The following is a 26,306-nucleotide window of genomic DNA, read 5'->3' as shown; positions in this document are numbered from 1 at the left end:
ACAAGTAGCGTAGTTTATTGCCGTTTGTGTTGCAAGAGCGAAGAGCACATATTGGGGATGTTCAAGAGAAGCCGATTTAAGGGCCAAGGAGAAATATCATGAACTGGATTTTGGACACGTATTCAAATGTTTATCAGACTGCCATGATGCAGTCAAAAGACGCTGAGCATATTGTTGCACCTGCGAAGGAACGCGCCAATGCCCGTCGCACCCAGCTGTTCGGCCTGCTCAAGCGCCGCTAAGCCATTCCGGCGGCTCGGCCTCATGTGGCCGGGCCCGCTGCCTCAGCCGCAGCCACCAGGTCGACTTCGACCACCAGCCGTTCGTCAGCCAGGCCTGCCACGATGAGAAGCGTCGCGGCGGGCCTGTGTCCTTTCACGAAGCGGTCCCGCGTGGCACGGTAGATGCCAAGGTGAGCGCGCTCTGTGATGTAGCAATGCGCATCGACGATGTGGGTGTGGTCCATGCCGGCAGCAGCCAGCACCGCGAGGGCATTCTCCCAGGCCAATTCGTGCTGTCGGGACGGGTCGGCCGGAATCTGGCCGTCGAGCGCCACGCCCACCTGGCCGGAGACATGCACCACCCGGTGGCCGGGCGGGACCTCCATTCCCTGCGCATAGGCGGAGAGGGGCTTGGGAGCATTGTCCGTCTCGAGCGTCCTGATCATCGCAATCTCCACCTGGGCGAATTCATTTAAGACCGGAGCCTAGGACGCTTGCGCTGGAACAAAAAGAGAACTATACATGCGGTGTGGATAAGGCTCCGAGCGCTGCTGTGCGGCGGCCCGGCTTTGACTAGGGTGCCCGGAAATCAAGGAGTGGTGTCATGGCAGGATCGGTGAACAAGGTCATTCTCGTCGGCAATCTCGGCCGTGATCCGGAAGTGCGCCACACGCAGGATGGCAAGCCCATCGTCAACCTGTCGCTTGCGACCTCGGAAAGCTGGCGTGACCGCAATACGGGCGAGCGCAAGGAAAAGACCGAGTGGCACCGCGTGGTGATCTTCAATGAAGGCCTCGCCAAGGTTGCCGAGCAGTATCTGAAGAAGGGCTCTACCATCTACATCGAAGGTCAGCTCCAGACCCGCAAATACACGGACAAGGACGGCGTCGAGAAGTATTCGACGGAAATCGTGCTGCAGGGCTTCAATAGCGTGCTGACCATGATCGGTGGTCGCGGCGGCGAAGGTGCAGGTGGTGGCATGGGCGGTGGCGGCGACGAGTTTGGCCAGTCGAGCCCGATGGAACGGCCGCGCGCCGGTGCCGGTGGCCGGGCCACGATCCCGGCCCGCGACCTCGATGACGAAGTGCCGTTCTGAGGCACTTCCCGAGGGCCGGAAAACCGGCCTTTCCGGGGCTTCGCAAGAGCGGCGATTAGGCCGGAAAATCAACAGCTTTTCATTGTGCCGGAGGGCCTCACCACCTAGATTGGTGAGACCGCCGAATCGTTGCCGCGCTGGTGTCGATTCGGAGCTTTTTTCCCGGGCTAGATTACAGGTTTTCCGTGGCCGATAACGACGACCAGAAGGGCTCCGTCCCGCCCTCCAATCCTTCCGAGATTGCCCCCATCTCCATCGAAGACGAGATGCGGAAAAGCTATCTCGATTACGCCATGAGCGTGATCGTCAGCCGCGCACTGCCGGACGTGCGCGACGGGCTGAAGCCTGTGCACCGTCGCATCCTGTTCTCGATGAACGAGAATGGCTACGACTGGAACAAGGCCTACCGGAAATCCGCCCGCATCGTCGGTGACGTGATCGGTAAGTATCACCCGCACGGCGACCAATCGATCTATGACGCGCTGGTGCGCATGGCGCAGGACTTCTCGCTCCGCCTGCCGCTCATCGATGGCCAGGGTAACTTCGGCTCCGTTGACGGCGACCCGCCGGCGGCCATGCGCTACACCGAGTCCCGCATGGCGAAGGTGGCGCATGAACTGCTCGAAGACATCGACAAGGACACGGTCGAGTTCCAGGCCAACTATGACAATTCCGAGCGCGAACCGAAGGTGCTGCCGGCGCGCTTCCCCAATCTGCTGGTCAACGGCTCCGGCGGCATCGCCGTCGGCATGGCCACCAACATGGCGCCGCATAATCTTGGCGAAGTGATCGACGCCTGCATGGCGGTGATCGACAACCCGGACGTGAGCATTGAAGACCTGATCGACATCATTCCGGGTCCGGACTTTCCGACGGGGGGACTGATCCTCGGCCGCGTCGGCATCAAGTCGGCGTTCCACACCGGCCGCGGTTCAGTGGTCATGCGGGCCCGCGTCGGGGTGGAGGAAATCCGCAAGGAGCGCGAGGCGCTGATCGTCACCGAGATTCCCTATCAGGTGAACAAGGCTTTGATGATCGAGCGCATCGCGGATCTCGTCCGCGAAAAGAAGCTCGAAGGCATCTCCGACATCCGCGACGAGTCCGACCGGCAGGGCATGCGCGTCGTCATCGAGCTGAAGCGCGATGCGATGGCGGAAATCGTGCTGAACCAGCTCTACCGGTTCACGCCACTGCAATCGACCTTCGGCATCAACAACGTCTGCCTCACCGGCGGACGGCCCGAATTGATGAACCTGAAGGACCTGCTGCAGGCGTTCGTTGCCTTCCGCGAGGAGGTGGTGACGCGGCGCACCAAGTTCCTGCTCAACAAGGCGCGCGACCGTGCGCATGTGTTGGTGGGCCTCGCCATTGCGGTTGCCAACATCGACGAAGTGATCCGCCTGATCCGCACCTCGAAGGACGCCGCCGAGGCCCGCGAAGCGCTGATGGCGCGCGACTGGCCCGCCAAGGACATGGCGCCGCTCATCGTCCTCATCGCGGACCCGCGCCACACGCTGACGGAGGAGGGCACCTATCGCCTGTCCGACGAGCAGGCCCGCGCCATCTTGGACCTGCGGCTGCAGCGCCTTACGGCACTTGGCCGTGACGAAATTGCCGAGGAGCTGGAGAAGCTCGCCGGGGAGATCAAGGACTACCTTGAAATCCTGCGCTCGCGTGACCGCGTTCTCAGAATCATCAAGGACGAGCTCTCCGCAATCCGCAACGAGTTCGCCACGCCGCGCCGGACCGAGATCGTCGAGAACGAGGGCGAGGTTGAAGACGAGGACCTGATCCAGCGCGAAGAGATGGTCGTGACGGTGAGCCACGCGGGCTACGTCAAGCGCGTGCCACTGTCGACCTATCGCGCCCAGCGCCGCGGCGGCAAAGGTAGGGGAGCCGGTGGTACACGCGAGGAGGATTTCGTCACGAAGCTCTTCGTGGCGAGCACCCACACGCCGATCCTGTTCTTCTCGTCCGCCGGCATGGTCTATCGCCTCAAGGTGTGGCGTCTGCCACTTGGCACGCCCCAGTCGCGCGGCAAGGCGCTGATCAACCTGCTGCCGCTGGAGCAGGACGAACGCATCACGACGATCCTGCCTATGCCTGAGACGGCCGCCGAGGCCGAGGGCCAGTTCCTGATGTTCGCCACGCGCTCCGGCACGGTCCGGCGGAACGAGATCTCGGATTTCGAGCAGATCAACCGCGCCGGCAAGATCGCCATGAAGCTCGACCCGGGCGACATGATCGCGGGTGTGGAAATCTGTACGGAGCGCGACGACGTGCATCTGACCACCGCCCAGGGCCAGTGCATCCGGTTCCCGGTGGAAGAAGTCCGCGTGTTCAAGGGCCGGGACTCAACGGGCGTGCGCGGCATTCGGCTGGAGGACGGTGATCACCTCATCTCCATGTCGATCCTTCGGCATGTCGAGGCTTCGCCTGACGAGCGCGCGGCCTTCCTCAAGATGTCGCGTGCCGTTGCTGGTGAAGAGCAGGACGTCGGTGGCGCTGACGAGGAGGGTTCCTCCGAGACGACGCTCAACGAGGAACGCTATGCCGAGATGGGCGCTGCCGAGCAGGTGATCCTGACGATTTCAGCCAATGGCTATGGCAAGCGCACCTCATCCTACGAATACCGCATCACCGGCCGCGGCGGCAAAGGCATCGTCGCCATGGCGGTGAACGAGCGCAACGGACCGCTGGTGGCGAGCTTCCCCGTAGAGGACGCGGACCAGATCATGCTGGTGACGGATGGCGGGCAGCTGATCCGCACGCCTGTGCGCGACATTGGCAAAAAGGGTCGTTCGACGCAGGGCGTTATCGTGATCGATGCGGCGGATGACGAGCACGTGGTCTCCGTCGAGCACATCACCGAAGAGGATGGCGAGGAGAGCGAGGCCTGACGCCCTTGCGTGTGGTGGCCGGTCTGTGGCTAGCTTCTCCCATTCTGGAGATACGCGGATGACGCTCGAATCCTACCTCGCCTTCATGGCCGCCGCGGCGGCGCTCGCCTTCGTGCCGGGCCCCACGGTGACGGTCATCATCGCCAACAGCCTGCGCTATGGGCACCGCGCGGGGCTGCTCAACGTGGCGGGCACGCAGGCGGGTTTCGTCATCTGGCTGGCCATCGCGGCTTTGGGCCTGGGGGCAGCCATCAAGATGATGGGCGTGTGGTTCGACGTGCTGCGCTGGGCGGGTGCGCTCTATCTCATGTGGCTGGCGTTCAAGCTGTTCCGCTCCAATGGCGACCTCGCCGTGGCGGTGGACCGGGCACGGCCCCGGGGCAGCTTCTTCCTGCAGGGCTTCGTCGTCATCATATCAAACCCCAAGATGCTGGTGTTGTTCGGGGCGCTGATCCCACCCTTCATCACGCCGGAAGGCAACGCCATGCAGCAGATACTGATCCTGGGCGCCAGCTTCATGGTGATCGCCGGTTTCGGCGACGTGATGTATGCGCTGATGGCAGGCAAGGCCGGCAGCTTCCTGTCGCGCTCGCGCATCCGCGCACTGGAAATCGTCAGCGGCTGCTTCCTGATGGGCGGCGGCATCTGGATGGCACTGAGAGGACGCTGACATGGCACGCACCGGCTTCTACCCCGGCTCCTTCGATCCGGTCACCTACGGCCACCTGGACATCATCGCGCGGGCGGCCCGCCTCGTGGACAAGCTGGTGCTTGGCGTGGGCGTGCACCACGGCAAGCAGGGGCTGATCCCGGCCGAAACCCGGATCGCGCTGCTGGAGCAGGTGACGAAGCCCATCGCCGAGCATACCGGCGTCAAGATCACGGTCACGACCTTCGACGGGCTGGCCGTTGATGCCGCCCGCAAGAACCATGCGGGCGTCATCATCCGGGGCCTAAGGGATGCGACCGACTTCGACTACGAGGTCCAGATGGGCCAGATGAACGGGGCCATGGCGCCGGACATCGAAACGGTTTTTCTCGCGGCGTCGCCCGCCACCCGCATGATCGCCTCTTCGCTGGTGAAGCAGATTGCCCGGATGGGAGGTGACATCACCCTGTTCATCCCCAAGGAGGCGCAGGAGGTCATGGCCCGGGCGCTGGCCAAGCCTTCGCATTGACATTTTGTTCCTGTCCCCTCAGGAACGGCATCGACAACAATGGGAGATACCATGATCAGGAAACTGGCACTGGCCGCTCTGGCGGCGGGCCTTCTCAGCACCCCGGCGCTGGCCGCGGACAAGCTCAAGGTGGAGACCAGCAAGGGCTGCTCCTTCGACATTACGCTCCGGCCGGACCTGGCGCCCAAGCACGTGGCGCAGGTCACCAAGCTGGCCAAGGAAGGCTTCTACGACGGCATCGTCTTCCACCGCGTGATCGAGGGCTTCATGGCCCAGACGGGTGACCCGACCGGCACCGGCATGGGCGGCTCCAAGCTCCCCGATATCAAGGCTGAATTCAGCCAGGAACCGTTCAAGCGCGGCACCGTGGGCATGGCTCGCTCCAGCGACCCGGATTCCGCCAACAGCCAGTTCTTCGTGATGTTCGCGCCCGGCGACTTCCTGAACGGCCAGTATACGGTCTGGGGTCAGGTCGACGAGACAGGCATGGGCTGCGTCGATCAGATCGCCCGCGGCGAGCCGCCGGCAACCCCCGACAAGATGACCAAGGTTACGGTGGAGTAAGAACATGGCCGATCTCGAAAACACCATCTATCTCGACGTGGCCAACGCCAAGGGCGATGCCAAGGGCCGCGTCACCATCGCGCTCCGCCCGGACCTCGCGCCAAACCATGTGGCGCGCATCAAGGAACTGGCCCGCGAGGGCGCCTATGACGGCGTGGTCTTCCACCGTGTCATCGAGGGCTTCATGGCCCAGGGCGGCGACGTGCAGTATGGCAACACCACCTCTGCCAGCTTCAGCCCCGACAGTGCCGGCATGGGCGGCTCCAAGAAGCCCAACCTGAAGCAGGAATTCTCCAAGGAACCGCATGTGCGCGGCGTCTGCTCCATGGCCCGCTCGCAGAACCCCGACTCGGCCAACAGCCAGTTCTTCATCTGCTTCGGTGATGCCGGCTTCCTCGACCGTCAGTATACGGTTTGGGGCAAGGTCACGGACGGCATGGACATCGTCGATGGCATCAAGCGCGGCGAACCCGTGCGCGAGCCCGATAAGATCGCCAAGATGCAGGTCGCCGCCGACGCAAAGTAAATCCGGCCGGGGGAACTCCCCGTCCATCACGCGAAATGTCACCCCGGCGAAAGCCGGGGTCCCGCTTTCTGGCCCCCGTGAGTGGGGCATGGTCCAGGTTCATGCGCGTTTCCGACTTCGACTTCGAACTCCCACCGGAACGCATTGCGCTGCGGCCAGCGTCGCCGCGTGACTCCTCGAAGCTGCTGGTCGTCTGGCAGGAGGCGCTGGAGGATCGCATTTTCCGCGAACTCCCCGATTTCCTGCGCGCCGGCGATGTGCTGGTGTTCAATAACACGCGGGTGATCCCTGCCGCACTTTCCGGCCACCGGGTTGGCCGTCTCGGCACCACGCCGAAGATCGATGTGCTGCTTCACATGCGCCTCGACGGGCACCGCTGGAAGGCTTTCGCGAAGCCAGCGAAGAAGCTCGAACAGGGCGATCGCGTACGGTTTTTCAGTGATAAAAAAACAAGTGAAACCAATAATTTGTATGCAATCATTGAAAAGAAAGGCGAGGCCGGTGAGGTGACGCTTGGCTTCGACTTGCATGGCCCCGCGCTGGATGAGGCCATCGCCATTGTCGGCGAAATGCCGCTGCCGCCCTATATTGCCGGCAAGCGCGGCACCGACGAGAAGGACAAGGCCGACTACCAGACGATCTTTGCCGAAAGGGAGGGCGCAGTGGCCGCCCCCACGGCCGGACTGCACTTTACACCAGAGGTGATGGAACGCCTGCAAAGATCTGAAATATCACAGGAATATATAACTCTGCACGTCGGTGCGGGTACCTTCCTGCCGGTTAAGGCGGAGGACACGGAGGACCACAGGATGCACGCCGAGTGGGGAGAGGTGACGGCCGCCACAGTTGAGCGCCTGAAGGCCGCCCGCGCGCGGGGAGGCCGGATCGTGGCAGTGGGCACCACCTCGCTCCGGCTTCTCGAAAGTTCGGGGCTCGAGCCCTTCTCGGGCACCACGGAGATCTTCATTACGCCGGGCTACCGGTTCCGGGCGGTGGACCTGCTGGTCACCAACTTTCACTTGCCGAAGTCGACACTGTTCATGCTCGTCTCGGCCTTTGCCGGGCTGGATCGCATGCGGTCCGCCTATGCCCATGCCATTGCAAATGATTATCGGTTCTATTCCTACGGCGACTCCAGCCTGTTATTCCCCGCGCCATGACCACTGAATTCAGCTTCACGCTTCACGGCACGGACGGCACCGCCCGGCTGGGCACCGTCCACACTCTCCATGGCGACATCCGCACCCCGGCCTTCATGCCGGTCGGCACCGTCGGCACGGTCAAGGGCCTGTACCTTGATCAGGTGGAGGGGACGGGGGCCGACATCATCCTTGGCAACACCTACCACCTGATGCTCCGACCCGGGGCGGAGGAGGTAGCGAAGCTCGGCGGCCTGCACAAGTTCATCGGTTGGAAGCGCCCGATCCTCACGGACTCCGGCGGGTTCCAGATCATGTCGCTGTCCAAGATCCGCAAGATCACCGAGCAGTCGGCGATGTTCCAGTCCCACATCGATGGGCGGAAATACGAGCTCTCGCCCGAGCGCGCGATGGAGATCCAGCGCCTGCTTGGCTCCGACATCCAGATGCAGCTCGATCAATGCATCGAGTACCCGCACACCGAACAGCAAGCCGAAAAGGCCATGCAGCTGTCACTGCGTTGGGCGGAGCGCTCACGCAGGGCCTTCGGCCGGCAGCCGGGTCGGGGCAATTTCGGCATCGTGCAGGGCGGCATCAACCCGAAGCTCCGCAAGGAAAGTGCCGCGGGGCTGAAATCCATCGGGTTCGAGGGCTATGCCATCGGCGGGCTGGCGGTGGGTGAGGGGCATGACCTGATGCTGCAGGCGATCGAGCACACCATCCCGCATTTGCCTGAGGATCGGCCGCGTTACCTGATGGGGGTTGGAACGCCGGAAGACATCCTCGAGTCGGTTGCGCGCGGCATCGACATGTTCGATTGCGTGCTGCCCACCCGTTCCGGCCGCCACGGCCAGGCCTTCACCCGCTTCGGAAAGATCAACCTGCGGAATGCCCGGCATGCCGATGATGTGAGGCCGCTGGACCCCGAGCACCCTTGCCCGGCCTTGTCGCAGTATTCCCGCGCCTATCTCCACCACCTGATCCGCTCCGGCGAGCTTCTCGGCATGATGCTGCTGTCCTGGGCCAACATTGCATATTACCAGTCGCTCATGCAGGGCATCCGGAGCGCCATTTCCGAAGGCCGGTTCGAGGACTTCCGGCTTGCGACGAAGGAACAGTGGAAGCGCGGCGATATACCGGCATAATTGCGCGAAACTTGGGAGGAGGACCATATGAAGCTTACGGATGAGGTGATCATTCCCGTGCCGCGCACCAAGGTGTGGGAGGCGCTCAATGACGCTGAGCTGCTGCGCCAGTGCATCCCCGGCTGCGAGGAGATCGTCAAGAAATCCGACACGGAAATGGAAGCAAAGGTGACGGTGAAGCTTGGTCCGGTAAAAGCCAGTTTCAAGGGTGCGGTGACGCTGTCAGACCTCGACCCGCCGAACGGCTATCGGATTTCCGGCGAAGGGAAGTCCATGATGGGTGGAGCCGTTGGCGGCGCCAATGTGCGCCTCGAGGACGTGCCCGAGGGCACCAAGCTGATCTATGACGTTGACGCCCAGGTGACCGGCAAGATCGCCAGCCTCGCCCAGCGCTTCATCGAGCCGACGGCCAAGCAGCTCTCCGCCCAGTTCTTTGAGAATTTCGCCAGGCTCGCGGTCAACGAGCCTGGCTGATCACTTCCCCGAGCCACCCGTGTGCTCGCCCTCGCGCGTCAGGTAATAGGCGGCGAGGATGGGCAGGAAGGTGACTGCGATGACGATCATCGCCACCACATTGGTGACGGGGCGCTGACGCGGGCGGATCAGTTCGTTCAGCATCCAGATCGGCAAGGTGGCCTGCTGGCCGGCGGTGAAGGTGGTTACGATCACCTCGTCGAAGGACAATGCGAAGGCCAGCATGCCGCCTGCCAGCAGGGCGGAGCCGATCTGTGGCAGCACCACGTGGCGGAACGTCTGGGTACCATTGGCGCCCAGATCCATCGAGGCCTCGAGCATGCTTGGTGACAACCTGCGGAAACGCGCCAGCGCGTTGTTGTAGACGACGACGATGCAGAAGGTGGCGTGGCCCAGAACGATGGTCCAAGTCGAGAACGGAATCGACATGATGTCGAAGGCCGAGCGCAGCGCGATGCCAGTGATGATGCCCGGAAGCGCAATCGGCAGGATGAACAGCAGCGACAGCGAATCCTTGCCGAAGAAGCGCGCCCGCCACAGCGCTGCGGCAGCGAGCGTTCCCAGCACCAGCGCGATCAGCGTTGCGAGCACCGCGACTTGGACGGAGAGCCACAGCGGGCCCCAGATGTCCGGCCGGTCGAACCACGCGACCGAGAACCAGTGCAGCGTCAGGCCCGGTGGCGGGAACTGAAAGCTCTTCTCCTCGGTGGTGAAGGCATAGAGGAAGATCAGCGCCAGCGGCAGGTGGAGGAACAGCAACCCGCCGATGGCAGCCGCCTTCAGGGGAAACGTTGCACCGGGTTCAGAGCGCATCGAAGGCTCCCATGCGGCGGGCGATCATCAGGTAGATGCCCATGATGACGACCGGAACGACGGTGAAGGCGGCGGCGAGCGGAATGTCGCCGGCGGTTCCCTGCAGCGCATAGACGGTGGTGCCGATGAAGGGTCGCGAATTGCCGACGATCTGCGGGATGATGTAGTCGCCGAGCGTCAGCGAGAAGGTGAAGATCGAGCCCGCGATGACGCCTGGAAGGCTCAGCGGCAGGATCACCGTCCGGAAGGTCTGGCGTGGCGAAGCGCCGAGATCGGCTGAGGCCTCGATGAAGTTCTTCGGCACGCGTTCGAGGGCCGCCTGCGTTGGCAGGATCATGTAGGGCAGCCAGATATAGACGAAGACAATGAACGTTCCGATGTAGCTGAAGGACAGCGACGAGCCGCCGATCACCGGCATCGCCAGCAAGGCATCGAGGACCCAGCCAAGGTGGATCTTGTCTGCCACCCAGGTGATGATGCCTTCCTTCGCGAGGATCAGCTTCCACGCATAGACCTTGACGAGATAGCTCGACCACAGCGGCATCATGACGGCGAGGTAGAACAGCGCCTTCCAGCCGCCGCGGGCATAGCGCGCCGCATAATATGCGATGGGGAAGGCAAGGATTGCGCTGGCGAGCGTGACGGCGGCTGCCATGACGACGGTGCGCAGGATGATGGTGAGGTTGGTCGCCGTGAACAGCTGCTCATATGTCGCCAGGGTGAAGTTGTGGACGATCAGGCCCGAGAATTCATCGAGCGAATAGAAGCTCTGCAGCAAAAGGGCGAACAGCGAGCCGAGATAGACGACGCCGATCCATAGGAGTGGCGGCAGCAACAGCGCCAGCGTGAGCAGGCCCGAGTTGCGGTAGAAGAAGTCGGACAGCCCGCCGCGCGGGCTCGTGGTGACGGCGGCGCTCATGCCGCCTCCATGGCGACGAGGCTGTCAGCCTCCCAGGCAAGGGCGACTGTCTCGCCTTCCTGGATGGCCGTCATGCCGGCGGGGAGTGTTGCCGCAATGCGGGTGCCGTTCACCTCCACCGCGACGCGGGTGATGGCGCCCTGGTATTGCACCGAGATCGCGCGGCCCGAGACGCCGAATTGACCACTGGGCAGTGCCTGCCCGGCGTTGACGAGCCTGATCTTCTCCGGTCGCAGGCTGGTCCATGCGTGGGTGCCGCCATGGGCTACGGCAAACTCCGGCGGGAGCACGTTGGAGGAGCCGACGAAATCGGCGACAAAGCGGGAGCGCGGGCGCTCATAGACGTCCGCCGGCGAACCCGCCTGCACGATTTTGCCCTCGTTGAAGATGGCTACTCGGTTGGCCATCGACAGGGCCTCGCCCTGGTCATGGGTCACGAAGACGAAGGTGATGCCGAGTTGCTTCTGCAGCGCCTTCAGTTCCTCCTGCATTTGCTCGCGCAGCTTCAGGTCGAGGGCGCCAAGCGGCTCGTCAAGCAGCAGCACCTTGGGCTGGTTGACGAGGGCGCGGGCGAGCGCCACGCGCTGGCGCTGGCCGCCCGACAGCTGCGATGGCCTGCGCTGGTCGAAGCCCTTGAGCTTGACCATGGCAAGCGTCTCAAGAGCCTTTGCCTCGCGTTCGGCGCGGGCCACGCCCTTGATCATCAGGCCATAGGCGACGTTCTCTCCCACCGTCATGTGCGGGAACAGCGCATAGTCCTGAAAGACGGTGTTGACGTTGCGCTTGTAGGGCGGAAGCCCTTCCGCAGTTTCGCCGAAGATTTCGATGTGGCCCGACGTCGGCTGCTCGAAGCCCGCGATCAGGCGGAGGCAGGTGGTTTTGCCTGAGCCGGAAGGTCCCAGCATGGCAAAGAACTCGCCCTCGGGGACGTCGAGGGACACGTCATCGACGGCCCTGATCTGGCCGAAGAGTCGTGACACGTGCTGGAAGCTTACGGCTGCTGGCATGATGGGTCCTGAACTGAAGACCCCGGCCTTATGAGGCCGGGGTCAAGCTTGCCTGGGGTCTTGAGCGCTACTGACTCATGACTTCGCGATAGGCCTTGTCCCACTGCGAATAGGGAACGCAACCGCCTTCCGCCGCGCACTTCGAGGTCGGCGTGCGCCAGAACCAGATCTTGTCGAAGTTTTCGAAACCATTGGTGGCGCAACCCGCGTCCGTTAGCAACTCGTTGCCTTTGCAGGCAGCTGGCACGGAGGGCACGGAGCCGAACCATGCAGCGAGATCACCCTGCAGCTTGGGCTGAAGCGAGTGGTTCAGCCACATATAGGCGCAGTTCGGATGCGGCGCGGCTGCGTGCATCATGGTGGTATCGGCCCAGCCAGTGGCACCTTCCTCCGGAACGGTGGAGGAGATGGACTGCTTGTCGGCCTCCAGCAGGTTCACCTGGAACGGCCAGGACGATGAGGCGACGACACCCTCGTTCTTGAAGTCGTCGATCTGCACCATGGCGTCATGCCAGTAGCGGCCCACGAGCTGGCGCTGGTTCTTGAGCAGCGCGATGACCGCGTCGAACTGAGCCTGGTTAAGCTCATAGGGGTTCTTGATGCCGAGCTCCGGCTTGGTCTTCATCAGGTAGAGTGCACCATCGGCGACATAGATCGGGCCATCGAAGGCCTGAACGCGGCCCTTGTTCGACTTGCCGTCGGGAAGCGTCTGCTCCTCGAAGACCACCGACCAGCTCTTCGGCGCGTCCTTGAACACCTTGGTGTTGTAGGCCAACACGTTGGGGCCCCACTGATACGGCACGCCATAATGCACGCCATCCACCGTATGCCAGGGTGCTTCTTTCAGCCTGTCGTCCAGCGTGCCCCAGTCCTTGATGAGATCGATGTTGATCGGCTGCACCTTCTTGCCGGCCACGAGGCGCAGCGAAGCATCGCCCGAAGCGGTGACGAGGTCGAAGCCGCCCTGGTTCATCAGGGTGACCATTTCGTCCGAGGTGGCCGCGGTCTTCACATTGACCTTGCAACCCGTCTCCTTCTCGAAGCCGGTGACCCAGTCATAGCCCTTGTCTGTTTCGCCGCGCTCGATGTAGCCCGGCCATGCCACGATATCGACCTGTCCCTCACCGGGGCCAACGTCCTTCTTGGCCTCCTGCGCCATGGCAATGCCCGCCACGCCGGCGAGGGCGGCGAGCGATGTGATCGCTGTCTTCATAAACGTCATAGTGTCTGCTCCCTATTGGGCCACGTCTGAGGGTGCTTATTGGCAGCACCATCGGGCCCGTGCCATGTATTGTGAACCGAAGTGGACCCGAAGTTCAACCCCAGCAATCCTTTAGGCATCGAAATGCGCAGCATCTGGATCACCCCTCCACTGGCAATTCTGGCGGATGCTCCCGGTGGAATTGTGCTGCGCAATGGCAGGTTCGCCGAGTTGCTGACGTTGGGACAAAGGCCCTCGCAGCCTGTGGATGATGTATTTGATGCGTCGCAACATGTCGTCTTGCCGGGCCTCGTCAACACGCACCACCACTTCTACCAGACGCTCACCCGGGCTCATCCGGACGCCATCAACAAGCAACTCTTCGACTGGCTAAAAGTGCTCTACCCGGTGTGGTCGCGGCTCACCCCAGATTCGATGCGGATCGCCACGAGGCTGGCGCTCATTGAACTGCTGATGTCCGGCGTCACCACCACGTCCGACCACCATTACCTGTTCCCGGCGCATCTGGATGATGCAATGGACATCCAGGTGGACGAAGCGCGCAAGCTCGGCATGCGGATGACCGTGACGCGCGGATCGATGAACCTCTCGGTGAAGGACGGTGGCCTCCCGCCGGATTCGGTGGTGCAGGACGAGGATACCATCCTCGCGGACTGCGAGCGGGTGATCAGCAAGTATCACCAGCGCGGTGAGGGGGCGATGATCCAGATTGGGCTGGCCCCATGCTCACCCTTCAGTGTCACCAAGTCCCTCATGAGCGCCTGTGGCGCGCTGGCGGAGAAGCATGACTGCCGTCTCCACACCCACTTGGCCGAAACCCATGACGAGGACGAATTCTGCAAGGCGATGTTTGGCATGAGCCCGCTCGACTATCTCGAGGAGGTGGGTTGGCTGAATGATCGCACGTGGCTCGCTCACGGCATTCATTTTTCGGATGGCGACGTGATGCGGCTGGGCCGGCATGGTGTGGGTGTGTGTCATTGCCCGACTTCCAACATGGTTTTGGCGTCCGGCCAATGCCGCACGCGGGAACTCGAGGCAGCAGGCGCGCCGGTGGGGCTCGGTGTTGACGGCTCGGCGTCGAACGACTCGTCCAACCTCATGGAGGGCGTAAGGCACGCGTTGATGATCAACCGTCTTACCTATGATGCCTCCGTCACCCATCTCGACGCGCTGAGATGGGCGACCCAAGGCTCGGCCCGCTGTCTGGGGCGCAGCGACATCGGCGAGATCGCGGTGGGCAAGCAGGCCGACTTGGCACTGTTCAAGCTTGACGAATTGCGCTTTTCCGGGGCGGGCGATGCGCTGGCGGCGCTCGTGCTCTGCGGCGCGCATCGCGCGGACCGTGTAATGGTGGGGGGCGACTGGCGGGTGGTTGATGGCCAGCCCGTGGGCATCGACATTGCCCAGCTGCGCGCTGCCCATGGTGCTGCAGCAAAACAATTCCTGTAAGGAGAGACCCTGCGTGATGGATCTTGCCACCGAATACAACAACCGCACCCTGGTGCCGAACCATCCGGAGATCATTGCGCGGTGGCACCGGGAAGCAGCGGCCTACCGAGCGAGCCACGTCGGGGAGTTCGACATTCCCTATGGCGCCCGCCCGCGTAACCGCGTTGACCTTTTTGCGGCCGATGGTGGCCGAGGGCAGGGGCCGCTCATCGTGTTCATCCACGGCGGCTACTGGCGGAGTTTCGACAAGTCCAGCTTCAGCCATGTGGCGGGGCCGGCCAATGCCGCCGGGTTCGACGTGGCCGTTCCGGGTTACACCCTGTGCCCCGAGGTGACGCTTGCCGACATCATCGATGAGATCCGCCAGTGCTGCCTGTTTCTTGGACAGCGCTCTGGTCGTCGCCTGGTGCTGACCGGCCATTCGGCCGGAGGCCATCTTGCCGCGGCCATGACTGCCACCGAGTGGCCCCTCTACGGCGCCCGCTCGGATCTCATACAGGCGTGTCTTTCGGTCAGCGGTCTGTTCGATCTCCGCCCGCTGATGGCGACCTCCTATAATAATGACCTCCGGCTTTCACCTGCCGGGGCCATGGCGGCCAGCCCGCTGTTCTGGCCGATGACCAGCCGTATCCCGTTCGACAGCTGGGTGGGGGTGGAGGAGAGCTTCGAATTCCGCCGCCAGGCCCGGTCGCTGGCAGCGGCCTGGTCCGGGCTGGGACTTTCCTGCCGTTATGAGGAGGTTGCGGGCGAAAACCACTTCAGCATTGGCGATCTGTTCGCCCGGGCAGACCACCCCATGACGCAGCGCCTTCTGGAGCTTGCCCGTAGCTGACGCCCGCCGGAAAACCTGCCGCGATGCACAATTCCCGGGCAAGACGGCGAGCTGGAAAGCTTCCTCCCGTATGGTGTTCCTGCGGTAGCCGGAGCCCAGTCTGCCAAGAGCCCCGGCACTGTCGAAACCAATTCAATGCGCCCTGCGTAACCAGTCAAATAGCCGCGCCTGAATTTCGTCGAGAATAACCCCTCCACATTCGGTGCGAAGCACCTATATAATTGGTCCCATGCCGAAGCAGCCCAACCATAAAGACGACAATCAGACAGGGGTGATCACCCGGACAGAGGCGAAGACCAAGAAGCCTTCCCTCTACAAGGTGCTGCTGCTCAACGACGACTACACGCCGATGGAATTCGTCGTGCACGTGCTGGAGCGGTTTTTCGGCAAGGGGCGCGAAGAGGCCACCCGCATCATGCTGCATGTCCACCAGAAGGGCGTCGGTGTCTGCGGTGTCTTTACGTTTGAAGTGGCGGAGACCAAAGTGACCCAGGTCATGGATTTCGCCCAGAACCACCAGCATCCCCTTCAGTGCACGATGGAAAAGGAATAGGCCAATGCCGACATTCTCCCGCAGCCTCGAAAAGGCGCTCCACCGCGCCCTTGCACTGGCCAGTGAACGCCGCCACGAATACGCGACGCTGGAACATCTGTTGCTCTCGCTGACGGACGACAAAGACGCAGCTGCAGTGATGAAGGCCTGCAACGTCGACCTCGACGTCTTGCGTCGCAGCCTGACCAACTACATTGATAGTGAACTGGGTCAGATGATTTCAGCGGAGCGCGAGGATTCCAAGCCAACCGCTGGTTTCCAGCGTGTTATCCAACGCGCCGTCATCCATGTTCAGTCATCTGGCCGTGAGGAAGTGACAGGCGCCAACGTGCTGGTCGCAATATTTGCCGAGCGGGAGAGCCACGCGGCCTTTTTCCTGCAGGAGCAGGACATGACCCGCTATGATGCCGTCAATTACATATCGCATGGCATTGCGAAGAGGTCTGGCCTTTCTGAGACCCGCTCGGTGCGGGGAATTGATCAGGATCAGCAAGGCACCAGCAACAATGACGGTGAGGATTCAACGTCGAAGAAGAAGGGCGAAGGCGATGCGCTTGACGCCTATTGCATCAACCTCAACAAGAAGGCTGGTGAAGGCAAGATCGATCCACTGATTGGACGCGAACCAGAGGTGCGCCGTACCATCCAGATCCTCTGTCGCCGCCAGAAAAACAACCCGCTCTTCGTGGGCGATCCGGGCGTCGGCAAGACGGCAATTGCTGAAGGCCTTGCTCGCAAGATCATCAATGGTGATGTGCCCGAGGTTTTGCTCAACTGCACTGTCTATCAGCTCGACATGGGTGCACTGCTGGCCGGTACGCGCTATCGCGGTGATTTCGAGGAGCGGCTGAAGGCTGTCGTCAAGGAAATCGAGTCGCGCCCCGGAGCGATCATGTTCATCGATGAGATCCACACGGTAATCGGTGCAGGTGCGACATCCGGTGGATCAATGGATGCGTCCAATCTTCTCAAGCCGGCACTCGCCAATGGAGCGCTGCGCTGTATTGGTTCGACCACCTACAAGGAGTATCGCCAGCATTTCGAGAAGGACCGTGCGCTTGTTCGCCGTTTCCAGAAGATCGATGTCAATGAACCTTCCATTCCGGATGCGATCGAAATCCTCAAGGGCTTGAAGCCCTATTACGAGGATTTCCACAAAGTCCGTTACACGGATGATGCAATCGAGACCGCGGTGCAGTTGTCGGCCCGTTACATGGCCGACCGCAAGCTTCCGGACAAGGCGATCGACGTCATCGACGAAACCGGTGCTTCGCAAATGCTGCTGGCCGAGGACAAGCGCCGCAAGGTTATCGGAGTGCCGGAGATTGAGGCGACGATTGCCACCATGGCCCGCATTCCGGCCAAGACGGTGAGCAAGGATGACGCGACAGTTCTGAAGAACCTTGACGCTGACCTGAAGCGGATGGTTTTCGGCCAGGACAAGGCAATCGAGGCGCTCGCATCGGCAATCAAGTTGGCACGTGCCGGCTTGCGTGAGCCGGAAAAGCCTATTGGTTGTTATCTGTTCTCTGGCCCGACTGGCGTTGGTAAGACCGAGGTTGCCAAGCGGCTTGCTGAGGTGATGGGCGTCAATATGCTTCGCTTCGACATGTCGGAGTACATGGAACGGCATTCCGTTTCCCGTCTCATTGGCGCACCTCCTGGCTATGTAGGCTTCGACCAGGGTGGCTTGTTGACAGACGGCATTGACCAGCATCCCTATTCTGTCTTGCTGCTCGACGAGATCGAGAAGGCTCACCCCGATCTCTTCAACATCCTTCTTCAAGTCATGGATCACGGGAAACTGACCGACCACAACGGCAAGTCCGTCGACTTCCGCAATGTGATCCTCATCATGACAACCAATGCCGGCGCCCAAGACATGGCGCGCGAGGCAATTGGTTTCGGCAACAGCGTTCGTCAAGGCGACGACATGGAGGCTATACAGCGGTTGTTCACGCCGGAGTTCCGCAACCGTCTGGACGCCGTCATTCCCTTCGGGCACTTGCCGGCTAACGTGGTGCGGAAGGTCGTCGAGAAGTTCGTGCTCCAGCTAGAGGCGCAGCTGGTTGAGCGCCAGGTGAACATTGAGCTTTCCGCAGAGGCAGCAGACTGGCTCGCGAAGAAGGGGTACGATCAGCAAATGGGTGCCCGCCCTCTGGCGCGCATTATCCAGGAGCACGTCAAGAAGCCCCTGGCCGAAGAAGTGCTCTTTGGAAAGCTGTCCAAGGGTGGCACTGTTCGTATCCTCTTGAAGGGAGACGAATTGCACTTTGAGTATCTGAGCCGCGACGAGGAAAAGGCCTTGCCCGGTCGACCGACACGCAAAGCCCTGCCACGTGCAACGGCCGAATCCAAGGAAACGGGCAAGGGGAAACAGGAGCCGAAGACTACAAAGCGCAAGCCAAAGGCGAAATCTGAGTGATTTTGAACGTCAAAGCGACGAAGAAATGATGGAAAGCCGGCAGACTGTCCAATTGCAGTCGCCGGTTTTCTTGTTATTGTATGGTTAGAATAACAAGGGTCGATTGGCCCACTGGGGAGACGAGGCGTGGTGAACGCTGCAGTGAAGGTCGAAGCTGATCGCCCAGTGGCGGTTCAAGTGACTGATCTTCATAAGAAATTTGGCGATCTCGAGGTCCTCAAGGGCGTGTCCTTGACGGCGCGCGAGGGAGCGGTCGTGTCGATGATCGGTGCCTCTGGATCCGGCAAATCCACATTTTTGCGTTGCATTAATTTTCTTGAGATGCCCACCCGGGGAGAAATTCAGGTCACCGGTGAAAATGTTTCGCTTGCCCGTCACAAGGATGGCGACCTGCACCCCTCTGACAGGAAGCAGCTTGAGCGCATCCGCACACGTTTGGGCATGGTGTTCCAGAGTTTCAACCTGTGGCAACACATGACGGTGCTACAGAATGTTATTGAGGCGCCTGTGCATGTTCTCGGTGTGCCCAGGGCAGAAGCTATAGATCGGGCTGAGAAGTTGCTGAACAAGGTGGGTCTGTTCGACAAGCGCGACCAGTATCCGGCATTCCTATCTGGTGGCCAGCAACAGCGCGCAGCGATCGCGCGAGCCCTGTGCATGGAACCCAAAGTAATGCTGTTTGACGAACCCACGTCGGCTCTTGACCCGGAACTTGTGGGAGAAGTGCTGAAGGTTATCCGCGACCTGGCTGACGAAGGACGTACGATGATCCTTGTCACGCATGAGATGAAGTTCGCGCGGAGCGTCTCCAGCCACGTGATTTATCTCTACAAGGGCGTGATTGAAGAGGAGGGGCCGCCTTCGCAGGTGTTCGGCTCTCCGAAGAGCGACCGCTGTCGGCAATTTGTCTCTTCAGCGCATGCCTGATGTAGTCGATAGTGTTTACGAGCAAATCGGGCGCATGAGTTGTCCGAAACAACAGGGAGTAACGTGAATGAAATTGAACCGTCGAATTGTTCTCGCTGCCGCTGCCGCTGCCGTGGCCATGATGGCCGGAGCGTCAACTGCCGCCATGGCCGACATAAAGTTTGGTGTCGCTGCGGAACCTTATGCACCCTACAGCTCAAAGGATGCGTCAGGTAAGTGGGTCGGCTGGGAAATCGATCTGATGAACCAGCTGTGCGCTCAGATGAATGAGAAGTGCGAACTGGTCGAAGTTGCGTGGGACGGCATCATTCCTGCTCTCACGTCGAAGCAGATCGATGTCATCTGGTCGTCCATGTCGATCACAGATGAACGCAAGAAGACCATCGATTTCTCGGACATGTACTACAATACCCCCTCAAATGTCATTGGTCAGAAGAACGGCGACACCGACATCGCTCCTGATCACCTGAAGGGAAAGATCATCGGCGTTCAGGTCTCGACAACCCATGAACGCTACGCGCAGAAGTATTTTGCGCCGGCTGGTGCAGAGATCAAGACCTACTCCACTCAGGATGAGGCGAACAACGATCTCGCCGCTGGCCGGGTGGACTACATCCAGGCCGACTCGACTGCTCTTGATGCCTTCCTCAAGACCGAACAGGGGAAGCAGTGCTGTGAGTTGAAGGGCACCGTTCCGGATGACACGTCGGTTCTTGGCTTCGGCGTGGGCGCTGGCGTACGCAAGGAAGATACGGCGTTGAAGGAGAAGATCAACGCGGCGATCGCAGAACTAGCCAAGCAGAAGAAGTTCGCGGAAATCACCAAGAACTATCCCGACCTGCAGGGCATCATTGCGACGCCCGAGAAGTAACATTTTTAGCCTGCGCGGGGGCGACCTCGTGCAGGCTCTTGATCAAGGAACGTCATGGCCGGTCAACCCGGGTTCCCGGAAATACTCGCGTTTGGTCCAACCGGCTACGGGGATGAGTTGCTCTTTGGCGCTGCCGTCAGTGTGGCAATCGCCATCCTCGCTTATACTCTGGGGTTGCTGATCGGCCTCATCGGGGCGATGTCCAAGCTTTATGGCAGTCCACTCACCCGTGCGATCATGCAGGGATACACAACGCTTGTTCGCGCAGTTCCCGAGCTGATACTTATTCTCATTCTTTATTATGCCGGCACCGCAACGTTAAACCGTCTCCTTGAGAGCTCCGGGTTTGCAGCGATTGCGATCAATGGATTTGCTGCTGCCGTGCTTGTCCTTGGTTTCGTCCAAGGCGCATATTCAACAGAGGTATTGCGTGCCGCCATCCAGGCCATTCCGGTCGGGCAAATGGAAGCTGCGCGGGCTTACGGCATGTCGCCGTGGCTGATTTTCCGCCGGATCACGGTGCCGTCCATGTTGCCATATGCGATCCCGGGGCTAGCCAATCTCTGGCTGATTGTCACCAAGGATACCGCATTGATTGCTGTTGTGGGTTACACAGAACTCGCGCTCGCGACACGGCAGGCAGCGGGCAATACAAAGATGTACTTCACGTTCTTCATGTCGGCCGGCCTGATCTACCTGATCATCACCCTGGTGTCGCAGAAGGGCTTCGCGCTGCTTGAGAAGCGGGTTCGCCGTGGCCAGAGGAAGCTTACATGAACTTTGATCTCCTCAAGATGCTGATCAAGGGAATCGTTGTCCTGATTCTGGTCGGTATACTTGCTGGCCTGATCTATTGGCTGCTCACGGTCTCGCAATGGAGTTGGATGAGCGTTTATTATACACTGCTCATCAAGGGGCTCTGGCTCACGCTCCTGCTCTGGATATTCTCCTGCATTCTCGGCATGATTTTCGCCATTCCAATCGGGCTTGTGCAAGTCACAGGTCCAAGTTGGCTCGCAGCTTTGGCGAAGGGTTACTGCACGGTGATCCGCGGAACGCCCCTGTTGCTGCAGTTGTGGCTGATTTATTATGGCCTCGGCTCTCTCTTTCCCAAGATCGCCATGGTCTTTCCGGACTTTCGGACGGACTTCATGTGGCTCATTCGCCTTGATGCTTTCTGGTATGCGCTTCTAGCTTTCACGTTGAGTTTCGCGGGTTACGAAGGAGAGATCATGCGGGGCGCCTTCCTGGGTGTGCCACGCGGTGAACTTGAGGCGGCCCGCGCCATCGGCATGTCCCCCTGGAAGGTTTTGACCCGGGTTTGGTTCCCACGTGCCGTCCGCCTCGTGTTGCCAACTCTGGCGGGAGAAGTTGTGCTGCAACTCAAGTCTACACCGCTTGCCATGACTGTTACCGTCATGGATCTTGCGGGCGTCGTGCGTAATCGGATTACCCAGGATACATATATCGTTTACGAGCCTCTCATGCTCCTGGCCGTCATTTATATGTGCCTGACATTTTTGACCTTGTGGGCCTTCAGTTACATCGAGAAAAAGGTTCCGCAAAAGCGATGATCGAGGACATCCTCAAGAGGCATCTTCCGGAACTGATCGACATAAGGCACGACCTGCACGCGCATCCTGAAATGCTGTTTCAGGAGACGAGAACCGCCAAGATTGTTGCCGATGAATGCAGTCGTTTGGGTTTCGAAGTGACGACGGGCATCGCGAAGACCGGGGTTGTAGCGTCAATGAGTGCTGGTTCCTCAAGGAGGGTGATTGGAATTCGCGCGGATATGGATGCGTTGCCGCTCCAAGAGCAAAACAATCTTCGCTACTCGTCCAAGTATCCGGGCAAGATGCATGCCTGCGGACATGATGGCCACACCACCATGTTGCTCGGTCTCGCTCGCTATCTTGCTGAAACACGTAACTTTGACGGCACCGTCCGCCTGATTTTTCAGCCATCGGAGGAAGACGAGGGTGGTGCGTTCAGGATGATCGAGGATGGGTTGTTTGAACGGTTCCCCTGCGATCGTATCTTTGCACTCCACAATTTGCCGGGCGAAGCGGAAGGCCAAATTGTAGTGCGGCCCGGTCCTATCACTGCTTCATGTGATGTATTCACGATCGTGGTTCAGGGGGTTGGGGGGCATGGGGCACTGCCGCATAAGTCCGTGGACCCCATTGTCGCTGCCTCAAGTATCGTGCTGGCAATGCAAACTGTGGTATCCCGCAATCTCGACCCTCATGATCCGGCAGTCGTAACCGTTGGAGCCATAAACGGCGGGTCGATGGCAACCGTCATACCGGAAGAGGTCAAGCTTCTGGTCGGCATTCGCACTGTTACCGAGGCAGTGCGTGACATGGTACTTGCCCGCATCAAGGATCTCGCCACCGCCCAGGCCAAGTCTTATGGTTGCACCGCCGACGTTCAGATCGGACTTGATAGCTGGAGTTATCCGGCTGGCTTTAACAGCGCGGATGAGGCTGCCCTCGTGCGTCAGGTGGCCATTGATATGGGGCAGGATCCAACAAAAGTAGACATGCGTGGTCCGTTCATGTTTTCCGAGGATTTCTCGGCAATGCAAGAGGTGGTGCCATCCTGCTATTTTGGACTTGGGGCAGGGCCGGGGCCGATGCTTCACGACCCCGGCTATGATTTTAATGATGCACTTCTCATCAAGGGTCCGGCCTTCTGGGCAAGACTCGTCGAGAAGGCACTTTCTCAGGCATAAGGTCCTTCGATCCCGAGTTTTCGCATCAGTGTGGCGTAGTTGTTGAAGCTTTTCACCAACGCTGCTCCGTGCCGCGCAACGAGAGTCTCACGTGCTTCATCCGATGAGGCGGAGGAAAGGGCTGCCCAAATTGCCGCCATGGACTCAGCCTCGCTGCGCGCGACCGGCGCAAGTCCGTCTGTTACAGCTTGATTGATCGTTTGAGCGTTGCACTTCCCGACGCCAGCAACCGTCCTAGAGCCCACAAGCGAGTAGCCCTCCGGTAGGTCTCCCTTGAGATTGATGACTTCCTTGTAGCATATGGCCCTCAGGATTTGGTCTACGGCCTGCTTTGCTCCTTCGACCCGCGATACATGCTCTGTATCCGCTGCGGCATGGGGCAGTAACTCGACACGGCCAGGATATTTCTTTGCCAGCGGCAAGTAGGGTACCATCGGCCCACTGGTCGCGCCGCTCTCGGCATCAACAAACAGATCAGCGTCAATCGCTGCATAACGCACCTTCCCTGACGCCATCGCATCATCAAGCGCATCGCTGTCTACGCACTCCCCACGATCGTAGTTGATCAGCACTGCGCCGGCGTTGAGTGCGGCTAGTACCTCGGCATTGACGACGTTGGCGTTGGAGAATTGGCCGGTCGCAGAATTGAGCAACCCAAGACCCGTGTGCACTGAAATAACGTCAGCACCCTTTGCGGCTTCCACCGGAGAGGCCGCGTAGATGAAGCCCTCTGACTCGATCCACTGTCTATGGCGTGGCCTCGCATGAACCGTTACGACCATTCCAAAGGCCTGCGCCAGCTTCGCCATCTCACGGCCGATGTTTCCATAGCCGATAATGCCAATGCGCTTGCCTTCAATTTTCTCGGTAGGGAACTTCGCCAAGTCGCGTCCGGTGTCGAAACGTGCGGCAGCAGTGAGCTCGTGGATTTCATCCACCGGGAGATCCGGAAGAATTTTCAGCAGTGCCTTAAAGCCCATTTGAGCGGTCGCACGGCTGTTGAAGGAAGGGGTGTTCATGAGCGGCGCCGGTCCACCTTCGCCATTTCCGCCGCCCCAAGACGCAGACCCCATGTTTCCCGTTCCGGCTCCGATGCGGACGCCGCCTTCGTTGAAGATCGCCTCCTTCGGAAGGAAGGTAGCGGCGGCTATGACGGCGTCATACTGCGCCTTGTCGGTGAGGTTACGGATCTCCTCCGGCTTTGAAAGCTGGGGTAGGTAAAAAAAGTGGACACCCGCTTCAAGTGACAGATCCACGCCGAAGGGACCATCGTGGAAAATCGCACCATGTGACTCAATGTGAGATTTGACTTCCGAGTAATCAGGCCGACCACCCTTGTCGATCTTAAGCCCGACATGATCACAGATGAGTACCTTGTACGTCCGTTGAGGATCATTCTTACGAATTGCGTGTGATGGAACGTCCTGGGCAGGAAAAGTGATGCCGTGCTTTTCCAATTCCTCCTCCATCACCACGATGCGGGCGCGGTGATAGGCGTATGTGATATTGTCGAGGAGGGCGAGAATGTCCTCAACAGGGCGGATGCCACCTATCCACGCCCGGTAGTCACCAGGTGTCCCCGGGAAGGCATTCACATAGCGCGCCACGTCGAGTCCCTTTTCGTGAACACCGTTTGGATGGGTGATGCCGTCATATGCGAGGAGCTGCTTTGATCGAGAAATCATGCGAGCATGAATCGCTGGATCGCCGATCTGATTGTCAGTAACTCTTATAAGTGTAACTGCAGCGCCGCGGTGCTCCGGGCTCGAAACGCCGGGCTGAAGCAGCTCTGAGTTACTCATCCATTCATCAATTGTTGCTCGGTTTATCTCTGAGCGGCGGTTTAATTCCCTTACGGAGCCGATCTCTCTTTCAACCCGCAACAGACCAAATGTCGTCTCGGCAAAAGCAAGGGTTGAGAAGGTGTTGATGACCCCACCCAGCATTCTTCCCTCCTGAGGGTCATAAATGGGTCCGAGCATTACCGTTCGCTCTCCTGAGAGCGGCGATTTGGGATCGACCGGAGCAGCAAGCTTCAGTTGCCGCGGAATGGCCCAGGAGGGCGTCCTCTGGTTCTCTTCGATCAACTTCAAGGAAGTTGGCGTCAAGGAGACGAGGAAGTAGCCTGAAATTCCGCCAATGGCCTTCTGTAGCGGCATGAACAGGCAGCATTTTGCCATAACCTGCGCCACCAGTTCGTCGCCCCACGGCATAGCGCCCAGCATCGATGTTGCGTCGAGTACAGCATGATGCTCGCCCGGATTGCGATCAATCCAGTCGAGAAGACTTTCCATGTCAGCGCGCGAATAGGTTGTTGCTCCTGTCGTCTCGTGGCCGACACCGAAGAAAACCTTGATACCCATACGCTCAAGTGTATCGGCAGATGGAATTGCACCCTCTGTCGTTGCGAAGTGAATTCGCGCTTCGTCCCCCCAACGGGCATACCGCATCATTTCTACGATCTGTACGCCCCAGCTCTGACGGAAAAATCCGGAGGCCTTTGCGAGGTCCGACTCCGGTGTTGGTGTGTCAACATAGATGTGCTGGGTCGCATCATTTACAGTGAGGAAGTGGAGAGCGCAGACTGTGAATCCAGAATGTCCGCCGCCCAGGCCAACCGCCAGGCGGTTCGAACGCGGAAACTCGAAATAGCGGTGAATCTCCTTCATCATGTCGAGGAGGAACTTGTCGGCAGGATAGCCGCGATGCATCGAGCGACTGATCTCTGCGACAGTGAAGCAACCAATGTCCTTACCGGTGTCATCGAGCTTGCGGTAGTTGCTTTCGAGCCAGTGCTCGAATTCGAACCGTAGCAAGCGACTGTCACCGTCATCGCGAGCCATATCAGTGATGGGCCCCACTCCGAAGAACGGGTTCCGGGTTCGCGGCGGTGGCCCCCCGGCAGTTGCCTTCAGGGAGCTTTCTCGTGCAGCGCGGAATTGTTCGATTGCCAGCATTGCCTGCCCCATCCCATTGAACCGAAGCTCACGCTAATCGAGTTCTTGCAGGCAGAAACTGCCAGAAAGCGTCATTTTAGACAATCTTGCGCCCTTCAACAAAAAGCGCGGCCCTGATTGGGGGCGCGTTACTCAGTTTAAGTGATTCGATAGAGCGGATGGGCGACGTCGCTTCGGGGGAAGTTGCCTTTAGTGGCACACCTGCGCCGTCCGGTAGGAGGCCCCGTTGAAGCTCAAGGCCTTCGCCGTTATGTTGTTTATGGTGAGGTTGATGCATCCGCTGGCCGTCGTCTTCGGTGAGGTTGTCGTTGCCATGCCCGTCTTCTTGGTTATCGGCGCAACGGATTT

25 protein-coding genes are annotated in these 26,306 nt (G+C 60.2%); 19 read left to right on the top strand and 6 right to left on the bottom strand.

Annotation, left to right across the window (positions count from 1 at the left end):
- Positions 1-98: 98 nt before the first annotated feature.
- Positions 99-242 (top strand): hypothetical protein, encoded by a 144-nt coding sequence (locus tag WCJ41_RS13285; protein WP_336906310.1) that lies wholly within the window; start codon positions 99-101, stop codon positions 240-242.
- 20 nt (positions 243-262) lie between these two features.
- On the opposite strand, the gene WCJ41_RS13280 is transcribed toward WCJ41_RS13285, so the two are convergent.
- Complete coding sequence (locus WCJ41_RS13280) at positions 263-667, bottom strand: RidA family protein (protein WP_336906309.1); 405 nt, start codon at positions 665-667, stop codon at positions 263-265.
- A 158-nt stretch (positions 668-825) separates the two neighbouring features.
- Between WCJ41_RS13280 and WCJ41_RS13275 the strand changes: the two genes are divergently transcribed.
- The 9 genes from WCJ41_RS13275 (at position 826) to WCJ41_RS13235 (ending at position 9,243) form a co-directional block, all read left to right on the top strand.
- Positions 826-1,317 carry a single-stranded DNA-binding protein gene (locus WCJ41_RS13275; protein WP_336906308.1) on the top strand — a complete coding sequence of 164 codons (492 nt, stop codon included), beginning with the start codon at positions 826-828 and terminating at the stop codon, positions 1,315-1,317.
- A 185-nt stretch (positions 1,318-1,502) separates the two neighbouring features.
- Positions 1,503-4,217, top strand: a complete 2,715-nt coding sequence (gyrA, locus tag WCJ41_RS13270) for a DNA gyrase subunit A (RefSeq protein ID WP_336906307.1) — start codon at positions 1,503-1,505, stop codon at positions 4,215-4,217.
- 58 nt (positions 4,218-4,275) lie between these two features.
- A complete protein-coding gene (locus WCJ41_RS13265; RefSeq protein ID WP_336906306.1) occupies positions 4,276-4,887 on the top strand; it encodes a LysE family translocator in 612 nt (203 codons plus the stop codon).
- A 1-nt stretch (position 4,888) separates the two neighbouring features.
- Positions 4,889-5,395, top strand: a complete 507-nt coding sequence (gene coaD, locus WCJ41_RS13260; protein WP_336906305.1) for a pantetheine-phosphate adenylyltransferase — start codon at positions 4,889-4,891, stop codon at positions 5,393-5,395.
- Positions 5,396-5,446: 51 nt separating this feature from the next.
- Complete coding sequence (locus tag WCJ41_RS13255; protein WP_336906304.1) at positions 5,447-5,959, top strand: peptidylprolyl isomerase; 513 nt, start codon at positions 5,447-5,449, stop codon at positions 5,957-5,959.
- A gap of 4 nt (positions 5,960-5,963) precedes the next feature.
- Positions 5,964-6,485 carry a peptidylprolyl isomerase gene (locus WCJ41_RS13250; RefSeq protein ID WP_336906303.1) on the top strand — a complete coding sequence of 174 codons (522 nt, stop codon included), beginning with the start codon at positions 5,964-5,966 and terminating at the stop codon, positions 6,483-6,485.
- A 101-nt stretch (positions 6,486-6,586) separates the two neighbouring features.
- Positions 6,587-7,645: a tRNA preQ1(34) S-adenosylmethionine ribosyltransferase-isomerase QueA gene (queA, locus tag WCJ41_RS13245; RefSeq protein WP_336906302.1), complete on the top strand. Its 1,059-nt coding sequence runs from the start codon at positions 6,587-6,589 to the stop codon at positions 7,643-7,645.
- Entirely contained in the window at positions 7,642-8,769 is a 1,128-nt protein-coding gene (gene tgt / locus WCJ41_RS13240; protein ID WP_336906301.1) for a tRNA guanosine(34) transglycosylase Tgt, read from the top strand. The genes queA and tgt overlap by 4 nt, the downstream gene beginning before the upstream one ends.
- Before the next feature lie 27 nt (positions 8,770-8,796).
- Positions 8,797-9,243: a carbon monoxide dehydrogenase subunit G gene (locus tag WCJ41_RS13235; RefSeq protein ID WP_336906300.1), complete on the top strand. Its 447-nt coding sequence runs from the start codon at positions 8,797-8,799 to the stop codon at positions 9,241-9,243.
- On the opposite strand, the gene WCJ41_RS13230 is transcribed toward WCJ41_RS13235, so the two are convergent.
- The 4 genes from WCJ41_RS13230 to WCJ41_RS13215 form a co-directional block, all read right to left on the bottom strand.
- On the bottom strand, positions 9,244-10,056 hold the full coding sequence (locus WCJ41_RS13230; protein WP_336906299.1) for an ABC transporter permease: 813 nt from the start codon (positions 10,054-10,056) through the stop codon (positions 9,244-9,246). It lies immediately after the preceding gene.
- Positions 10,046-10,975: an ABC transporter permease gene (locus tag WCJ41_RS13225; RefSeq protein ID WP_336906298.1), complete on the bottom strand. Its 930-nt coding sequence runs from the start codon at positions 10,973-10,975 to the stop codon at positions 10,046-10,048. The genes WCJ41_RS13230 and WCJ41_RS13225 overlap by 11 nt, the downstream gene beginning before the upstream one ends.
- On the bottom strand, positions 10,972-11,982 hold the full coding sequence (locus tag WCJ41_RS13220) for an ABC transporter ATP-binding protein (RefSeq protein WP_336906297.1): 1,011 nt from the start codon (positions 11,980-11,982) through the stop codon (positions 10,972-10,974). The genes WCJ41_RS13225 and WCJ41_RS13220 overlap by 4 nt, the downstream gene beginning before the upstream one ends.
- Before the next feature lie 67 nt (positions 11,983-12,049).
- On the bottom strand, positions 12,050-13,204 hold the full coding sequence (locus WCJ41_RS13215) for an ABC transporter substrate-binding protein (protein WP_336906296.1): 1,155 nt from the start codon (positions 13,202-13,204) through the stop codon (positions 12,050-12,052).
- Positions 13,205-13,327: 123 nt separating this feature from the next.
- On the opposite strand from WCJ41_RS13215, the gene WCJ41_RS13210 reads away from it, so the two are divergent.
- The 9 genes from WCJ41_RS13210 to WCJ41_RS13170 all read left to right on the top strand — a co-directional run bounded on the left by WCJ41_RS13210 (position 13,328) and on the right by WCJ41_RS13170 (position 23,001).
- Positions 13,328-14,656, top strand: a complete 1,329-nt coding sequence (locus tag WCJ41_RS13210; protein WP_336906295.1) for an 8-oxoguanine deaminase — start codon at positions 13,328-13,330, stop codon at positions 14,654-14,656.
- A 16-nt stretch (positions 14,657-14,672) separates the two neighbouring features.
- Positions 14,673-15,488 (top strand): alpha/beta hydrolase, encoded by an 816-nt coding sequence (locus tag WCJ41_RS13205; RefSeq protein WP_336906312.1) that lies wholly within the window; start codon positions 14,673-14,675, stop codon positions 15,486-15,488.
- A 229-nt stretch (positions 15,489-15,717) separates the two neighbouring features.
- Positions 15,718-16,041, top strand: a complete 324-nt coding sequence (clpS, locus tag WCJ41_RS13200) for an ATP-dependent Clp protease adapter ClpS (protein WP_336906294.1) — start codon at positions 15,718-15,720, stop codon at positions 16,039-16,041.
- Between the two features lie 4 nt (positions 16,042-16,045).
- Positions 16,046-18,466 carry an ATP-dependent Clp protease ATP-binding subunit ClpA gene (gene clpA, locus WCJ41_RS13195; RefSeq protein ID WP_336906293.1) on the top strand — a complete coding sequence of 807 codons (2,421 nt, stop codon included), beginning with the start codon at positions 16,046-16,048 and terminating at the stop codon, positions 18,464-18,466.
- A 126-nt stretch (positions 18,467-18,592) separates the two neighbouring features.
- Positions 18,593-19,393 carry an ABC transporter ATP-binding protein gene (locus WCJ41_RS13190; protein WP_336906292.1) on the top strand — a complete coding sequence of 267 codons (801 nt, stop codon included), beginning with the start codon at positions 18,593-18,595 and terminating at the stop codon, positions 19,391-19,393.
- Positions 19,394-19,466: 73 nt separating this feature from the next.
- Complete coding sequence (locus WCJ41_RS13185; protein WP_336906311.1) at positions 19,467-20,264, top strand: transporter substrate-binding domain-containing protein; 798 nt, start codon at positions 19,467-19,469, stop codon at positions 20,262-20,264.
- Positions 20,265-20,318: 54 nt separating this feature from the next.
- A complete protein-coding gene (locus tag WCJ41_RS13180; RefSeq protein WP_336906291.1) occupies positions 20,319-21,041 on the top strand; it encodes an ABC transporter permease in 723 nt (240 codons plus the stop codon).
- Positions 21,038-21,838 (top strand): ABC transporter permease subunit, encoded by an 801-nt coding sequence (locus WCJ41_RS13175; RefSeq protein WP_336906290.1) that lies wholly within the window; start codon positions 21,038-21,040, stop codon positions 21,836-21,838. The genes WCJ41_RS13180 and WCJ41_RS13175 overlap by 4 nt, the downstream gene beginning before the upstream one ends.
- Positions 21,835-23,001: a M20 aminoacylase family protein gene (locus WCJ41_RS13170; RefSeq protein WP_336906289.1), complete on the top strand. Its 1,167-nt coding sequence runs from the start codon at positions 21,835-21,837 to the stop codon at positions 22,999-23,001. Before WCJ41_RS13175 ends, WCJ41_RS13170 begins: the two co-directional genes overlap by 4 nt.
- Here the strand turns inward: WCJ41_RS13170 and WCJ41_RS13165 are convergent.
- Positions 22,992-25,958 carry an NAD(P)-dependent oxidoreductase gene (locus WCJ41_RS13165; RefSeq protein ID WP_336906288.1) on the bottom strand — a complete coding sequence of 989 codons (2,967 nt, stop codon included), beginning with the start codon at positions 25,956-25,958 and terminating at the stop codon, positions 22,992-22,994. The genes WCJ41_RS13170 and WCJ41_RS13165 overlap by 10 nt on opposite strands.
- Positions 25,959-26,306: the final 348 nt, after the last annotated feature.

This window comes from Aestuariivirga sp. (genome assembly GCF_037139295.1).
Lineage (GTDB): Bacteria > Pseudomonadota > Alphaproteobacteria > Rhizobiales > Aestuariivirgaceae > Aestuariivirga.
This window is presented reverse-complemented; position numbering and strand designations above follow the sequence as displayed.

What these genes read in the sequence shown, in the direction of transcription:
- WCJ41_RS13285 (WP_336906310.1), top strand. Translation starts at nt 99, where the DNA reads ATGAACTGGATTTTGGACACGTATTCAAATGTTTATCAGACTGCCATG.
- WCJ41_RS13280 (WP_336906309.1), bottom strand. Translation starts at nt 667, where the DNA reads ATGATCAGGACGCTCGAGACGGACAATGCTCCCAAGCCCCTCTCCGCC.
- WCJ41_RS13275 (WP_336906308.1), top strand. Translation starts at nt 826, where the DNA reads ATGGCAGGATCGGTGAACAAGGTCATTCTCGTCGGCAATCTCGGCCGT.
- WCJ41_RS13265 (WP_336906306.1), top strand. Translation starts at nt 4,276, where the DNA reads ATGACGCTCGAATCCTACCTCGCCTTCATGGCCGCCGCGGCGGCGCTC.
- coaD (WP_336906305.1), top strand. Translation starts at nt 4,889, where the DNA reads ATGGCACGCACCGGCTTCTACCCCGGCTCCTTCGATCCGGTCACCTAC.
- WCJ41_RS13255 (WP_336906304.1), top strand. Translation starts at nt 5,447, where the DNA reads ATGATCAGGAAACTGGCACTGGCCGCTCTGGCGGCGGGCCTTCTCAGC.
- WCJ41_RS13250 (WP_336906303.1), top strand. Translation starts at nt 5,964, where the DNA reads ATGGCCGATCTCGAAAACACCATCTATCTCGACGTGGCCAACGCCAAG.
- queA (WP_336906302.1), top strand. Translation starts at nt 6,587, where the DNA reads ATGCGCGTTTCCGACTTCGACTTCGAACTCCCACCGGAACGCATTGCG.
- tgt (WP_336906301.1), top strand. Translation starts at nt 7,642, where the DNA reads ATGACCACTGAATTCAGCTTCACGCTTCACGGCACGGACGGCACCGCC.
- WCJ41_RS13235 (WP_336906300.1), top strand. Translation starts at nt 8,797, where the DNA reads ATGAAGCTTACGGATGAGGTGATCATTCCCGTGCCGCGCACCAAGGTG.
- WCJ41_RS13230 (WP_336906299.1), bottom strand. Translation starts at nt 10,056, where the DNA reads ATGCGCTCTGAACCCGGTGCAACGTTTCCCCTGAAGGCGGCTGCCATC.
- WCJ41_RS13225 (WP_336906298.1), bottom strand. Translation starts at nt 10,975, where the DNA reads ATGAGCGCCGCCGTCACCACGAGCCCGCGCGGCGGGCTGTCCGACTTC.
- WCJ41_RS13220 (WP_336906297.1), bottom strand. Translation starts at nt 11,982, where the DNA reads ATGCCAGCAGCCGTAAGCTTCCAGCACGTGTCACGACTCTTCGGCCAG.
- WCJ41_RS13215 (WP_336906296.1), bottom strand. Translation starts at nt 13,204, where the DNA reads ATGACGTTTATGAAGACAGCGATCACATCGCTCGCCGCCCTCGCCGGC.
- WCJ41_RS13210 (WP_336906295.1), top strand. Translation starts at nt 13,328, where the DNA reads ATGCGCAGCATCTGGATCACCCCTCCACTGGCAATTCTGGCGGATGCT.
- WCJ41_RS13205 (WP_336906312.1), top strand. Translation starts at nt 14,673, where the DNA reads ATGGATCTTGCCACCGAATACAACAACCGCACCCTGGTGCCGAACCAT.
- clpS (WP_336906294.1), top strand. Translation starts at nt 15,718, where the DNA reads ATGCCGAAGCAGCCCAACCATAAAGACGACAATCAGACAGGGGTGATC.
- clpA (WP_336906293.1), top strand. Translation starts at nt 16,046, where the DNA reads ATGCCGACATTCTCCCGCAGCCTCGAAAAGGCGCTCCACCGCGCCCTT.
- WCJ41_RS13180 (WP_336906291.1), top strand. Translation starts at nt 20,319, where the DNA reads ATGGCCGGTCAACCCGGGTTCCCGGAAATACTCGCGTTTGGTCCAACC.
- WCJ41_RS13175 (WP_336906290.1), top strand. Translation starts at nt 21,038, where the DNA reads ATGAACTTTGATCTCCTCAAGATGCTGATCAAGGGAATCGTTGTCCTG.
- WCJ41_RS13170 (WP_336906289.1), top strand. Translation starts at nt 21,835, where the DNA reads ATGATCGAGGACATCCTCAAGAGGCATCTTCCGGAACTGATCGACATA.
- WCJ41_RS13165 (WP_336906288.1), bottom strand. Translation starts at nt 25,958, where the DNA reads ATGCTGGCAATCGAACAATTCCGCGCTGCACGAGAAAGCTCCCTGAAG.